We start from the raw sequence: 14,137 nt of genomic DNA, 5'->3' as shown, positions 1-14,137 counted from the left end.
CTAGGATAAGACACCAGGGCTAAACCGTCTGTGGCGGGCGGTTTAGCCTGATCTGTTTTTAAAGAATATGCAGACACTTGGAGGTTATATGTTTACGATCGAGAATTTAACCAAGACGTATAAAAATAATGTGACTGCTGTCAATGATTTTCATTTAAAGATCGCCCCTCATCAAATCGTTGCTGTTGCTGGACCGAATGGATCCGGTAAAACAACGATGATTAACTGTATACTCGGGATTATTAAGCATACAGAAGGAACGATTCATATAAAGGATGTCACAAATGATGATCCATCCTTTAAAAAACAAGTAGCCTATGTTCCAGATGACCTGCTGCTCCCTGAAGCATTGACTGGTGCTGAATATTTAGAGTTTGTTTCTTCTATGTATGAATGTAAAACAATTCAAAGAAGAAATCAACTAATTGAATTGTTCGATATGGAATCGGCTTTATCTAGACCGATTGAAACCTATTCACATGGGATGAAAAAAAAGACACAGCTGATTGCTGCCTTTATGCTTGATAGTCAACTGGTGATCATGGATGAGCCCTTTAGAGGACTTGATATTGAAGCGGTTATAAACACAAAGAAACTGATGAAACGTTATGCCGAGCACCATGGTGCAATTTTGCTTTCAACGCATGATATGCTTTCAGCTGAAGAGCTGTGCCACAAAATCGCCATTATTTCTAAAGGAAATAAAATGGATGAAGGAACAGTTTCAGCTTTAAAAGAGAAGTATCAATCAAGCACACTGGAACAGGTGTTTCTGAAAGCTTCAATGTTAAGTGATAGGGGTGCACATTTTGATGAAATCATTAATCATTTCTAAAATGATGCTTAAAATGTGGCAGCAGGAGATGTATAAGCTCTTTGATACTCAAACGAAGCGAATCATTGTGGTCTTATTCTTTTTGTTTGCCGTCATAATGGGGGCTATCATTGGATACAGCTTTACCGGTGTCTTTATGAAGGCTTTCTTAAATGGAGATGAACGTTCACTTGGGTTGTTGGTTGTGTCGATGGCCATCAATGCATCCATTTTTACAAGCTTGTTATTTGTGCTGATCAAAGTCAGAACACCTGAACAAGACCGGTTTTCTATGCAGCTCAGCTGGTTTCCGCTGTCTACTTTTCAGAAAAGTCTAGGTTACTTCATTCCGATGGTGATAGTGGTGACAGGGCTTGTTTTGTTTTTTATCGGTATCTTGCTTTTGCCTAATTTTATTGCTCAAGGAATGGGTATTTTCTTTATCTTTACGTTCTTTTTGATGGTGCTGCTGCAATCGCTGTTCGTCTTAACGCTGCTTCAGCTCATTTATAACATGACTTATTTACTCGTACTAAAGTTAAAATTACCGTTGCAAAAATTTGCAGCGATATTTGTTTTATTGGTGTTGGTTGTAGCGTATGGCATGACGCATTTCGACATCAACCAAATACAGCAATCATATGTACAGTTTGATTATCATTTGATGTATTTGACAACACCGTTTTTCTTAGCGGCACAAGGGATGTCTCCTGATGGGGTGAATCCTGCAATGTTGACGATCTTCATCCTATTATCTGCGGGCGGCGCATTTATTTCTCTCGCTTTGATGCCGATTATGGCTGAGAAGAAAGCGTTAACCTTTCTGCACAAACTGCCATTTTCATCTTCAAAAAAGTGGTCACTCATTGTAAAGGAAATGAAGTCACAGGTGCGAAATGAAGAAAATATTTTAAACTTTCTCATTCTCCTCATTGTGATCTTATTTGTTCGTTATCAGTTTGCCTTCCGTTTTGATGGAGAAGCTTTTTTTGTCCTATGTGCTTTAGCTGGATTAACAGCCTTTAATTCATTTGGCAATGATAAACGAATGCTTGGCATGTATAAAACATTTGGTCTAAGGTCGTGGGAAGTGGCTCTTTATAAGTTTCTAGGACTTTTGCTCGTTGGTGTGATGCAAATGGCTTTATTTATGATCACAACATTGACACTCCCTGATCAGATCTGGATCGTTTTGCTTGGCGTCGCTGTCTTGTGTAATGCGACTGCTCTGTTTTATGTGGTGGGTATCTTACTGCCTCTTGATCGAAATAATCCATACACAGGCATTTTTTCGTTTGGAGCGCTTATTTTAATCATGATTCCGATTGTCTTTATTGGAAATTATGTGATAGGGGAATCGAGTCAAACGCTTCAGTGGCTGCTTGTGGCAGGATTTGAATGTCTGCTCATCTTTGCCATATATAAAGGTTTTTCATGGAGGTATTCACATGATTCAACTTCTTAACAGTAAGCTAAAGATTGAGCGGATACCGGCACTTGCGCCGTATGTGACCTTACAAAAAAGGCATCTGACTGATACGCAGTATGGAAGTTCACTTCCGATCAATGAAAGTGCATATCATATGTTAACGAAAGTTGATGGTCAGAGGACAGAGGCAAGTATTACAGCAGAGCTGGCTGATTTGTTTCAGGTCGATGAGTCTGTGATTGCTCGTGATTTCTATCAACTGATGATGGGGCTGAATCAGCATCATTTGTTATCGATTCATTATCAATCGCCATATCGGGCTGTGACAGCCTGCTGTCAATTTTTTAAGCAGTATCAAGTAAAGATGAAGGAGCGGTTTGATTGCACAGGGCATTCATTCCTTCACCTATTGGGGACTGCTTTGCTCATGGTAACGCGCAAAATCATCTTTTTCTGGATGCTCTTTATGATCATGGCTGGAATCGCCTTTTTATTTATTCCAGATCCATCAATTGCGGCCATCGCCATTTATTTTACGATTATTTATTTCGGATTAATAACTGGAACCGCCTTGCATGAGGCAGCACATGGGTATGCACACCGGAAGTTCGCAGGCCGGGATGGTCCACAAGGTTTTTTTGCGAGCGATATGATGTCCGTGAAATTTGTGAGACCCGTACTAGATCCATTTCAGAAAAAACAAGTATGGATTACACTGCTTGGTCCGCTCTTGCCTGGTGTAATCGGGGCAGCTGGAATCATGGTGACTGTTTTATTTTTGGATGAAAATCCGATTTCGACAGGCTTTTTCATTTTTTCAATCACGTATTTTATTCAATTGCTCTATCTTCTTCCGTTTATGGGAGATGGGAAGTCTATTATAAAGCAGCTATTGCTTGGTGGGATGGGAGGACAACGATCATGAACGTTCAAGCAATAAAACAAGGGGCAATTGTTGGTAGTTTTCTAGGATTTTTAGGCTATCCAATGCTGACAATTGGTGTATTGTTCTATCATTTATTTCAATCAAAAACAAATGATGAATTATTATTTAACAGTCTTGCTTTTGAGATGGAAGGTTCATCAGCTTTTACATTCCAAATCAAGCCAAATTTTTTTATTTATATGGTTGTGATTTTTGCTGTGAGTTTTCTCATTGTGGCACTGCTCTCGTCGATGAAGCAGAAAAAAATGAAAGATTAGGAGAACTATCCTAATCTTTTTTTGTCTATTCAACCAAATTTTAGTATAATGAAGAATAAACATATAAAAGGGGATTATTAATGATTAAAAAATGGAGTATTCTTTTATTATCTGTTTTTCTATTAGCAGGATGCAGCGAGAAGGCGGCAGAAACACCGACGACAGAGAAGACGGTATCTAAAATAGAAACAGAGCCTGTCTCTAAAAAACAAGTTACCATTGAAAACATGAAACTGACAAAGAAAGAAAAAAACTTACTCGATGCATCAACCCCAAATGAAATGGTGGCTCTAACATTGAAAGGACTAACGAAGAAGAATAAGAGTATCACTTTTATTGGGAGTCATTACAAAAATGGCCGGCTAATTGATAAAGAAGCATCATCTGCCACTTTTACTTTACATCAAGATGGAACTGATCAAACGCTGAATGTGCTCTTTCAATTAAACCATGAGAAAGATACATATACATCACAATTTAGTATTTGGTCAGACAAAAAGAATGATGTGACGAAAGCTACATCAAGTTTTCCATTCAAAGTAAGTGATTATGTATTTTCTGCACAATCAGAATCTGTTACATTGGCTTCAGGAGAAAAAGCGCTCATTGCGTACACAGCGTCAATGGGGAAAGATGGGAATTCGCCTTTTCTAGAGCAAGTTGAGAAGAACCCGAAGCAAGCACTGAAGAATATGTCGCAGGCCTATTTATTTTATATACAGCTAGACAAATAACTATCGTAATATATATGGAGAATATGAAGATTTTTTGACGAAAAATTTTCATATTCTCTTGACGAATGATGAAGAAAGTTGTAACATAATAAAAGTCAACGCAATGATGTTGTCTTTAAAAGATTGATGCGGGTGTAGTTTAGTGGTAAAACCTCAGCCTTCCAAGCTGATGTCGTGAGTTCGATTCTCATCACCCGCTCCAATACATAATTTTGTGTATAACGCAGTATTTCGTTTCATAGATAAACGAAGTGTTGCGTTTTTTATTATGTCAGTATAATGGAAAAAGCACTGTCAGCCTACAGTGCTTTTTCCATGAGTTCATATTTACTTTCTCCACCATGTATTTGTATAAACATCTTCGTCAAGGATTGTATAAGCGCTTCACTCTTTTCCCGGGAAATAGATGGCGGGAAGAGGATAATTTGAAGAATGTTCTCTGTGTCCTGGGAAATGTGTGCTTGACTTGCCTGAGAAAATAACCCTTTAAGACCTGCACCGTCCTGCCATTCAATATGACCCGTATCAGTCTTTGTCAATGACAGTGGGTCTTTAAGACGATCGGCATCTAATGTAAGGATAGGCAAGAAATATTTTAACGAAAAAAATATCGACAAATCCTGTACGGAATTGGTCGAGTCAATAAATTGTTCCTTTTGAATATCAGAAAGAAGGGGAAGAAAAGGGACGCCTTCTAAAAGACCAGTCCATTCTTTGATCTCTGGCACTTCTTCCAAGAGTTGATCTTCATACTCGAAAAATAAAGATTCTTGAAACAGGCGTAATCGGCCTTTTAGCATTTGAGGTGACTTTCCTACCTCAATATGTGAATATTCAATCTGTCCAACATGGATAGACGGGCTTTGAGGTTGAGAAATTTCCATATGTATCTTCACAGTGACTCACTCCAATCGGTCATGATACACTCGTATTATACTGAAAACAACTGAAGAAACAAAGAAAGGAGGTTTGCAAGGTGATTCATGTTGGACAATTAAAAGAAGAATTGATTCAATATGCGAACGAAATTGGTGTCGATAAAATTCGATTTGCAAGTGCTGATACATTTGATTCATTAAAGGACCGCCTCATCTTACATGAATCGTTAGGGTATTTGTCCGGCTTTGAAGAACCTGATATCGAAAAACGAACAAATCCTGCTTTGCTGCTTCCAAAAGCAAAATCAATTGTTGCCATTGCGCTCGCTTATCCTTCCAAAATGAAAGATGCTCCCCGCAGTACAAAGGATGCGAGAAGAGGAATCTTTTGCAGGGCTTCATGGGGAACGGATTATCATGTTGTACTGAAAAAAAAGCTTGATATGCTCGAGGAATTTTTGCGAAGCAAGCATGAAGATATACGTACGAAATCAATGGTGGATACAGGTGAACTGTCTGATCGTGCTGTAGCAGAACGTGCTGGCATTGGCTTTAGTGCAAAGAACTGTATGATTATCACACCTGAGTTCGGATCTTATGTGTACTTGGCTGAAATGATCACAAATGTCCCGTTTGAACCGGATGAGAAAATTGAAGAACAGTGCGGGACATGCAATAAATGTGTGGACTCATGTCCAACCGGTGCTCTTGTGAATCCAGGACAATTGAATTCTCAAAGGTGTATTTCGTTTTTAACTCAGACAAAAGGGTTTTTACCTGACGAATTTCGTTCGAAAATAGGGAATCGATTGTATGGATGTGATACGTGCCAAATAGTTTGCCCAATCAATAAAGGGAAGGACTTTCATCTGCATCCTGAAATGGAGCCGGACCCTGAAATTGCAAAGCCGCTCTTAAAGCCGCTGCTGACGATCAGCAATCGTGAGTTTAAGGAGAAGTACGGTCATGTTTCGGGATCATGGCGTGGGAAAAAGCCTATTCAGCGGAATGCCATTTTGGCACTTGCTCACTTTAAAGATACATCTGCCTTGCCAGATTTGGTTGAACTGATGCATAAAGATCCAAGGCCGGTCATTCGAGGCACAGCCGCTTGGGCAATTGGCAAAATTGGCGATGAGCAGCAGCTGTCAGAGCTGGAAAAAGCCCTTGAGCGGGAAAGTGATGAAGAAGCAAAACAAGAGATCATCAAAGGGATCGAGCTGTTACAGACACCTTTAAATACTAAATAACATCCCTTTGAACATAGAATGAACCAAACAGAGATTTTTAAAAAAAGTTTGGTGGTGTCTGTGTGAAACAATTATTAGAGCAAACGTTAGAAGACAGGCTGGCCTATTTATTAAATGGCAGTACGATCAAACAGCCGCAGCTTGTGTCGGATGTGGACGCAGTGGAACGGAAAAAAGAGCTTTTTGCTAGAAGACAGGTTGAGATTGTGAAGGCGAAAGCAAAAGCAAAACTTCTAGGTTCCATGATTCAAGATGATGGCGTTCAGCAAGTGGAATATCTTGCGCATCTCACTTATGTCTGTAAGGATATAGACGATTCTTTTTATTTAGAGGAACAGGTTGAGAAAAGAGAAGCGTTTCTTTATCATGACATGCTTGTGAAGGATCGTATGGTACAAGAGGAACGGCAAAACGAAGATCAGGTTGATGAGCGCTTCCAGCACGAAGAACAATTCGGGAGAGCCTTTCACTATGACCGGCGGGCAGCCGTGCAATATGCGGAGACGTACTGGAATAAACGGAATCCAGCCTATAAAAATTTTGAAGATAACTGTACAAATTTTATTTCGCAATGTCTAAAAGCAGGGAATGCGCCAATGAGAGGATATCCGAATCGCGGATCAGGCTGGTGGGTGCGTTCACATACGTGGAGCTACAGCTGGACGGTGGCACATTCGATGAAAAATTATTTAGCGAATTCTAAAGCGGGATTAAGAGCGAAGAAGCTGAAGGAGCCGCAGGAGCTTCAAATTGGTGATGTCATTTGCTACGATTTTGAGGGGGATGGAAGGTATAATCATACAACAATTGTCGTTGATCATGATAAAGGCGGGATGCCTCTTGTGAATGCGCAGACGTATGACAGCCGCATGCGGTACTGGTCATATGAGGATTCAACCGCTTATACACCAGCTATCCGTTATACGTTTTTTCACATTTTGGACGATGCCGCGAAAGATAGTTAATGGTATAATGTTGAGCGGAAAAGAAAATTAGAGGTGAACTTTTTTGGGACTTCATGTCGTTTTATATCAACCAGAAATTCCAGCTAATACTGGAAATATTGCGCGTACATGTGCAGCAACAAATACAACACTCCATCTGATTCGTCCGCTTGGTTTTTCGACAGATGACAAAATGCTGAAGCGTGCAGGACTCGATTATTGGAAATATGCCAATGTCGTCTATCATGATTCATTGGATGAATTGTTTGAGGCGCATCCGAAGGGACAATTTTTCTATATTACGAAATTTGGTCAAAAGCCGCATACAACGTTTGATTACTCTCAGTTAGATGAAGACTATTTCTTCGTTTTTGGCAGAGAAACAAGTGGATTGCCGAAAGATTTAATTGAACGCAATATGGACCGCTGTCTTCGTTTGCCGATGACAGAGCATGTTCGTTCACTTAATCTGTCCAATACGGCAGCGATCCTAGTTTATGAGGCGCTTCGCCAGCAGCAATATCGGGATCTGATATAAGGTCATAATGTAAGCCGGGATTCCTATCTTGGCTTTTTTTAGCGGTCACGCCGACTTCGCTTCAGGTGTCAGTCAATCGAGCTTGATATGAAAGCGTAGAAAACAACGAACTAAATAAAAAAGGATGTTCCGCTGATGGAACATCCTTTTTTTCATTTACCAGGCTTGCCTTCGTAGCCAGCTGTGAAAATGGATACTAAAAACGTAATGATGACGCCCATCATAATGACCGTTCTCATATAAGCTCCCCCTTATCCCTTTGTTCCTTCGCTGCCGGTTTCATATGTTGTGAAGTTCGCCTTGAAAAGCAGGAGAAGAAGATCATTTTTCTCCTGTTTTTCCTTTATTATGAAGGGTCTTGCAGATGGTTGTCAATTCAGTTTGCCAATTCGTCATTTTGAAGAACGAAAGCATGTAATAGGACGCCTCCGCATAGATTGTAAAACAGTATCTGATTTCTAGCTTCAATCTTGAAAGAGGAGGTTCATATGGATATTTTAAAGAAAATTGAACAGCACAGAGAAGAAGAGCAGCGTCTTAAATGGGAAGGCACATTCAGCGATTATTTAGACATTATTAAGGAAAATCCACTGGTCGCTCAATCTGCTCATTCTCGCGTTTATCATATGATTAAAGACAGCGGGATTGAAGAGGAGAATGGGGTCAGAACCTACAAATTTTTTGATCAGGAGCTTTTTGGATTAGAGGAATCACTGGAAAGGCTAGTAGAAGAATATTTTCACCCTGCTGCTAAGCGATTAGATGTCAGAAAGCGTATTTTATTGTTAATGGGTCCAGTCAGTGGCGGGAAATCCACGTTAGTGACAAGGCTGAAACGAGGGCTTGAAGAATATTCACTGACAGATAATGGCGCAGTTTATGCGATCAAAGGCTGCCCAATGCATGAAGATCCGCTTCATCTGATTCCACAAAATCTGCGGGAAGATTTCTATAGAGAATATGGCATACGTGTGCAGGGGAATCTATCTCCACTGAATATGATGAGGCTGGAAGAGGAATATGGCGGCCGCATTGAGGATGTAAGGGTGGAACGTATTTTCTTCTCAGAGGACAAACGGACCGGTATTGGTACCTTCAGTCCGTCTGATCCGAAATCGCAGGACATTGCTGATTTAACAGGAAGCATTGATTTTTCAACCATTGCTGAATTTGGATCAGAATCAGATCCTCGTGCGTACCGGTTTGATGGGGAACTTAATAAAGCAAACCGCGGGATGATGGAATTTCAAGAGATGTTAAAGTGTGATGAGAAATTTCTATGGCACCTTCTGTCCTTAACGCAGGAGGGAAATTTTAAGGCGGGCCGTTTTGCGTTAATTAGTGCGGATGAATTAATTGTGGCGCATACGAATGAAACGGAGTACCGGTCATTTATTTCTAATAAAAAGAACGAGGCACTGCATTCAAGAATTATTGTGATGCCTATTCCTTATAATTTAAAGGTGACAGAGGAGGAACGCATTTATCATAAAATGATTTCAGAAAGTGATGTCTCAGATGTTCATATTGCACCGCATACGCTGAAGGTGGCCGCAATGTTTTCTATTTTGACGAGACTCAAAGAGCCGAAGCGGTCTGATATAGATTTGGTGAAAAAAATGCGTCTGTATGATGGGGAAAGTGTCGAAGGCTTTCAATCGGCTGACATTGATGAGATGAAAAAGGAATTTCATGACGAAGGAATGAGCGGAATTGACCCGAGGTATGTCATTAACCGCATTTCATCCACCATTATTCGAAAGAATATGGAATCGATCAATGCGCTGGATGTTCTTCGTTCCTTAAAAGAAGGGCTTGATCAGCATCCGTCCATTTCAAGCGAAGACAAGGAGCGTTATTTGAATTTTATTTCAGTTGCGCGTAAAGAGTATGACGATATAGCGAAGAAGGAAGTTCAAAAGGCATTTGTGTATTCCTATGAAGAATCTGCGAAAACGCTCATGGATAACTATTTAGATAATGTCGAGGCTTACTGTAATAAAAACAAACTGCGTGATCCGTTAACAGGTGAAGAAATGAATCCTGATGAAAAACTCATGCGCTCAATTGAGGAACAGATTGGTATTTCTGAAAACGCCAAAAAGGCATTTCGAGAAGAAATTCTGATTCGTATTTCCGCTTATGCGAGAAAGGGCAAACGCTTTGATTATAATTCGCATGAGAGATTACGAGAAGCCATTCAGAAGAAGCTCTTTGCGGATCTGAAAGATGTAGTGAAAATTACGACATCGACGAAAACGCCAGATGAACAGCAGTTGAAAAAGGTCAATGAAGTAGTGGCTCGGTTGATTGATGAGCATGGCTATAATTCCACAAGCGCAAATGAACTCTTAAAATATGTAGGCAGTCTTCTGAATCGTTAATAAATGAAGGAGGCATTATTGGCGCAAACCCGCACCGATAATGTCTTTTTTAGAAATAATCGTCATTTCGATGACAGGCAGCATACGATAAAGGAATCATTGATTACAAGAAGTGTGCAAAAAGGTGAGGAGGGGGATGGATGTCCCGGCAAGAAAAAAGTCAGTTTATTGTTTCACAGGAAGACTGGTCCCTCCATCGAAAAGGCTTTGACGACCAGCAGCGTCATCAGAAAAAAGTCAAAGAGGCGATTAAAAACAATTTGCCGGATCTTGTCACAGAGGAAAGCATTATTATGTCTAATGGCAAGGATGTTGTCAAAATTCCGATCCGTTCTTTAGATGAATATAAAATTCGGTACAACTATGATAAGAATAAGCACGTGGGTCAAGGGGATGGAGACAGCGAGGTTGGCGATGTGGTCGCTCGGGATGGATCAGATAGTAAGCAAGGACAGGGGAAGGGGCAAGGGGCTGGAGATCAAGCAGGTGAGGATTATTACGAAGCAGAAGTCTCATTAATGGATCTAGAGGAAGCGCTGTTTCGTGAATTAGAACTGCCAAATCTTAAACAAAAGGAGCTTGACGACATCATTGTTGAGCAAATTGAGTTTAATGATATTCGCAAAACGGGGCTAACAGGCAATATCCATAAAAAACGAACGATGCTGTCGGCATTTAAACGAAATGCGATGATAGGAAGCCCTTCCTTTTATCCCATCTATCCAGAGGATATCAAATATAAGACGTGGAATGAAGTCACTAAACCAGAGTCGAAGGCGGTTGTCCTAGCGATGATGGATACGAGCGGTAGTATGGGACTTTGGGAAAAGTATATGGCGAGGAGCTTTTTCTTTTGGATGACACGTTTCTTACGGACAAAGTATGAGACGGTCGATATTGAATTCATTGCCCACCATACGGAGGCGAAGGTCGTAGATGAGGAGCATTTCTTTTCTCGTGGTGAGAGCGGGGGAACCATTTGCTCGTCTGTCTATCGAAAGGCACTGGAGCTTATAGACGAACGATATCCACCGTCACGATATAATATTTATCCTTTTCATTTTTCAGATGGTGACAATTTGACCTCTGACAATGCCAGGTGTGTGAAGCTCGTTTCTGAGATTATGAAAAAAGCCAACTTATTCTGTTATGGTGAAGTGAATCAATATAACCGACATTCGACGTTAATGTCAGCATATAAGCATATTCAGGATGAGAAATTTAAGCATTATATTTTGAAGCAAAAACCGGACGTTTTTCTCGCATTAAAAAAATTTTTTCAGCAGGAAGAAGTTCTTTCTTAAAGAGAACATTTGAAAAAACCTTTCAGCATAAGGGCTGAAAGGTTTTTTGTGTTGAGAAGGAAGGGATCGCCAGAAAAAAAGTAAAACTTTCTCTTTGACATTTCAATTTTCATTTATTAATATTTAATCTTGTTAAATATATTTTTCAAAAAAGATGCCGATCGTCTTTTCTTCTTTTTCTGCTTTTTGCTCATGAGTGAACAATACGTATAAATGGGCTGCACACCACTTTTCAGCGGAGTAGAGAGAGGGGAAACATGCAGCGTATGAGCTTGTTTCATATTCTGTCAGATGATGGGCATTCTAATCTTGCTAAAGCAGATGACACTATATTTTTATACATGAAAGGAGAAACAAAACATGAACAGAGGACGTTTATTGTTAACGAATATTATTGGCCTTATTGTGATTCTTGCCATTATTGCTGGAGGTGCTTATTACTACTACGAAAGCACAAACTTTGTCAAAACGGACGAAGCAAAAGTGACAGGCGACATGTATCAAATTACAGCACCAGCAGCTGGACAAATCAAAGGCTGGAACATTGATGAAGGTGACGAAGTGAAAAAAGACAGCACCGTTGCAAAGGTTGAAGGAGAAGCAAAAACAAACATTAAAGCAGTAGCTGATGGCACATTAGTCAAAAAAGAAGTACAAAACAACCAACAAGTGCAGGCAGGTACAGTTCTTGGTGAAACCATTGACCTAAGCAAGCTTTACATTACAGCAAATATTAAAGAAACAGACATTAAGAACGTTGAAAAAGGTGACAAAGTCGACATCGTTGTAGACGGCGATCCTGATACAACATTTGAAGGAACTGTTGAACAAATTGGTTATGCGACAAACTCAACATTCAATATGCTTCCGGCAACAAATTCAAGTGGTAACTATACGAAAGTCACACAAAAAGTAGCAGTGAAAATTTCTATTAAAAATCCATCTGACAAAGTACTTCCAGGTATGAATGCTTCTGTCAAAATTTCATCTTAATGATGACTGATATCAAAAAATGAAAGGAGGTTGTCTGAGATGGCAAATCAACCTGCAGCGACAAAACAGGGAACAGGCTCCTTGTCTTTACTGATCATTTTAATGGCCGGTTTGTTCGTAGCGATTTTAAACCAAACGCTTTTGAACGTAGCCATGCCCCATTTGATGACTGAATTTAACGTGAGTGCGACGACCATTCAGTGGCTTACAACAGGTTACATGCTTGTCAACGGTGTGCTCATTCCGTTATCTGCGTTTTTGATCACACGTTTTGGTCAGCGCAGCTTATTCCTCGTGGCGATGATTTCATTTACACTAGGGACCTTTATTTGCGGTATTGCGCCGAACTTTTCTACGATGCTCATTGGCCGTTTGATTCAGGCAGTCGGTGGCGGTATCTTACAGCCGCTCGTCATGACAACAATCCTTTTTATTTTCCCTCCGGAAAACAGAGGGAAAGGAATGGGGATTTTTGGTCTTGCGATGATGTTTGCACCAGCGGTTGGACCAACATTATCGGGTTATATTATTGAACATTATTCATGGCGTATTATGTTTTATGGACTTGTACCAATCGGTGCGATTGTCATTATCGCGGCTTTCTTTATGTTTAAAAATATTGTAGAGCCTAAAAAAATCAAGCTGGACAGCCTTGGAGCGATTCTGTCGATCGTTGGTTTTGCTTCGCTTCTATACGGAGTGAGTGAAGCGGGAAGTGATGGTTGGACAGATCCAATCGTTCTATCTACGATTATTATTGGTGCGATTGCGATCATTCTTTTTATTTTCCAACAGCTAAAAGCGGAAAATCCGATGCTCGATTTCCGCGTGTTTAAATACAGCATTTTCTCATTATCAAGTGTCATTAACATTATCATTACCGTTGCCTTATACACTGGGATGTTCTTACTTCCGATCTATTTGCAGAACCTTGTTGGGTTTACTGCATTGCAATCGGGATTATTAATGCTTCCAGGGGCACTTGCGATGCTGATTATGTCCCCAATCTCAGGGATCTTGTTTGATAAATTTGGACCTCGTCCGCTTGCCATTTTGGGGATGCTGATTACCGTTGTGACCACATACGAGTTTACAAGGCTGACGATTGATACTTCTTATAGTCACATTGTGCTCATGTATGCAGTACGTGCCTTCGGTATGTCACTCTTGATGATGCCTGTCATGACTGCTGGGATGAACCAGTTGCCACAGCATTTAAACAGTCATGGTACAGCGATGTCTAATACATTAAGACAAATTAGTGGTTCGATCGGTACGAGTTTGATCACGACGATTTATACAAATCGGACGACATTCCATTATTCCAATATGGCGGATCAAACGAATACAGCTGACCCGTTCTTTATGAATTCATTCCAGACGGCTGTGTCAAATGTGATGCATCATATGGGTATGACAGCAGAAGCTGCTCAAAAATATGTATACACCCAGCTCTTTACAAAAGCACAGGTCGATTCAAACGTGATGGGTATTAATGATGCTTACATGTGGGTGACATTATTCTGTGCGGCTGGCGTGATTCTCAGCTTATTCCTGCGCGATGTACGTAAGGATAAAAAGCGAAAAGAAAAGCAGGATAAGAAACAAGAAATGACATTGCTTCCAGCACCTAAGGAAGCAAACCAAGATGCAAGATAAGTGTGGA

Annotated in this window: 13 protein-coding genes and 1 tRNA gene; 13 read left to right on the top strand and 1 reads right to left on the bottom strand. The window is 40.3% G+C overall.

The window, feature by feature from the left end:
- The first annotated feature begins 88 nt into the window (after window positions 1-88).
- The 6 genes from BK049_RS03690 (at window position 89) to BK049_RS03665 (ending at window position 4,382) form a co-directional block, all read left to right on the top strand.
- Window positions 89-835, top strand: coding sequence for an ABC transporter ATP-binding protein (locus BK049_RS03690; protein WP_008358675.1), 747 nt, complete (start codon window positions 89-91; stop codon window positions 833-835).
- The gene (locus BK049_RS03685) at window positions 813-2,279 is read left to right on the top strand and encodes a hypothetical protein (protein WP_071167861.1); all 1,467 of its coding nucleotides are present in this window, start codon (window positions 813-815) and stop codon (window positions 2,277-2,279) included. Before BK049_RS03690 ends, BK049_RS03685 begins: the two co-directional genes overlap by 23 nt.
- Window positions 2,263-3,168, top strand: coding sequence for a PqqD family protein (locus BK049_RS03680; protein ID WP_071167860.1), 906 nt, complete (start codon window positions 2,263-2,265; stop codon window positions 3,166-3,168). The genes BK049_RS03685 and BK049_RS03680 overlap by 17 nt, the downstream gene beginning before the upstream one ends.
- Window positions 3,165-3,446 (top strand): hypothetical protein, encoded by a 282-nt coding sequence (locus BK049_RS03675; RefSeq protein WP_008358682.1) that lies wholly within the window; start codon window positions 3,165-3,167, stop codon window positions 3,444-3,446. Before BK049_RS03680 ends, BK049_RS03675 begins: the two co-directional genes overlap by 4 nt.
- Window positions 3,447-3,526: 80 nt before the next feature.
- Window positions 3,527-4,180, top strand: coding sequence for a hypothetical protein (locus tag BK049_RS03670; protein ID WP_071167859.1), 654 nt, complete (start codon window positions 3,527-3,529; stop codon window positions 4,178-4,180).
- A 128-nt stretch (window positions 4,181-4,308) separates the two neighbouring features.
- Window positions 4,309-4,382: transfer RNA gene (locus BK049_RS03665), tRNA-Gly, on the top strand.
- Between the two features lie 97 nt (window positions 4,383-4,479).
- On the opposite strand, the gene BK049_RS03660 is transcribed toward BK049_RS03665, so the two are convergent.
- Complete coding sequence (locus BK049_RS03660) at window positions 4,480-5,076, bottom strand: hypothetical protein (protein WP_174549222.1); 597 nt, start codon at window positions 5,074-5,076, stop codon at window positions 4,480-4,482.
- Window positions 5,077-5,159: 83 nt separating this feature from the next.
- Between BK049_RS03660 and queG the strand changes: the two genes are divergently transcribed.
- From queG to BK049_RS03625, 7 genes are all read left to right on the top strand, one after another.
- Window positions 5,160-6,308: a tRNA epoxyqueuosine(34) reductase QueG gene (gene queG, locus BK049_RS03655; RefSeq protein ID WP_034739126.1), complete on the top strand. Its 1,149-nt coding sequence runs from the start codon at window positions 5,160-5,162 to the stop codon at window positions 6,306-6,308.
- 62 nt (window positions 6,309-6,370) lie between these two features.
- Window positions 6,371-7,273, top strand: coding sequence for an amidase domain-containing protein (locus BK049_RS03650; RefSeq protein ID WP_071167858.1), 903 nt, complete (start codon window positions 6,371-6,373; stop codon window positions 7,271-7,273).
- A gap of 43 nt (window positions 7,274-7,316) precedes the next feature.
- Window positions 7,317-7,790: a tRNA (uridine(34)/cytosine(34)/5-carboxymethylaminomethyluridine(34)-2'-O)-methyltransferase TrmL gene (gene trmL / locus BK049_RS03645; RefSeq protein WP_003211950.1), complete on the top strand. Its 474-nt coding sequence runs from the start codon at window positions 7,317-7,319 to the stop codon at window positions 7,788-7,790.
- 488 nt (window positions 7,791-8,278) lie between these two features.
- A complete protein-coding gene (locus BK049_RS03640) occupies window positions 8,279-10,174 on the top strand; it encodes a PrkA family serine protein kinase (RefSeq protein WP_071167857.1) in 1,896 nt (631 codons plus the stop codon).
- 140 nt (window positions 10,175-10,314) lie between these two features.
- A complete protein-coding gene (gene yhbH / locus BK049_RS03635) occupies window positions 10,315-11,478 on the top strand; it encodes a sporulation protein YhbH (RefSeq protein ID WP_008358696.1) in 1,164 nt (387 codons plus the stop codon).
- A 360-nt stretch (window positions 11,479-11,838) separates the two neighbouring features.
- On the top strand, window positions 11,839-12,471 hold the full coding sequence (locus tag BK049_RS03630) for a biotin/lipoyl-containing protein (RefSeq protein ID WP_008358698.1): 633 nt from the start codon (window positions 11,839-11,841) through the stop codon (window positions 12,469-12,471).
- Between the two features lie 39 nt (window positions 12,472-12,510).
- On the top strand, window positions 12,511-14,130 hold the full coding sequence (locus BK049_RS03625) for a DHA2 family efflux MFS transporter permease subunit (protein WP_008358699.1): 1,620 nt from the start codon (window positions 12,511-12,513) through the stop codon (window positions 14,128-14,130).
- Window positions 14,131-14,137: the final 7 nt, after the last annotated feature.

It is taken from the genome of Bacillus xiamenensis (assembly GCF_001857925.1).
GTDB classification, from domain to species: Bacteria; Bacillota; Bacilli; order Bacillales; family Bacillaceae; genus Bacillus; species Bacillus xiamenensis.
This window is presented reverse-complemented; position numbering and strand designations above follow the sequence as displayed.

Coding starts and splice junctions, on each gene's coding strand:
- BK049_RS03675 (WP_008358682.1), top strand. CDS start 3,165: ATGAACGTTCAAGCAATAAAACAAGGGGCAATTGTTGGTAGTTTTCTA.
- BK049_RS03680 (WP_071167860.1), top strand. CDS start 2,263: ATGATTCAACTTCTTAACAGTAAGCTAAAGATTGAGCGGATACCGGCA.
- BK049_RS03690 (WP_008358675.1), top strand. CDS start 89: ATGTTTACGATCGAGAATTTAACCAAGACGTATAAAAATAATGTGACT.
- yhbH (WP_008358696.1), top strand. CDS start 10,315: ATGTCCCGGCAAGAAAAAAGTCAGTTTATTGTTTCACAGGAAGACTGG.
- BK049_RS03685 (WP_071167861.1), top strand. CDS start 813: ATGAAATCATTAATCATTTCTAAAATGATGCTTAAAATGTGGCAGCAG.
- BK049_RS03625 (WP_008358699.1), top strand. CDS start 12,511: ATGGCAAATCAACCTGCAGCGACAAAACAGGGAACAGGCTCCTTGTCT.
- BK049_RS03630 (WP_008358698.1), top strand. CDS start 11,839: ATGAACAGAGGACGTTTATTGTTAACGAATATTATTGGCCTTATTGTG.
- BK049_RS03670 (WP_071167859.1), top strand. CDS start 3,527: ATGATTAAAAAATGGAGTATTCTTTTATTATCTGTTTTTCTATTAGCA.
- BK049_RS03640 (WP_071167857.1), top strand. CDS start 8,279: ATGGATATTTTAAAGAAAATTGAACAGCACAGAGAAGAAGAGCAGCGT.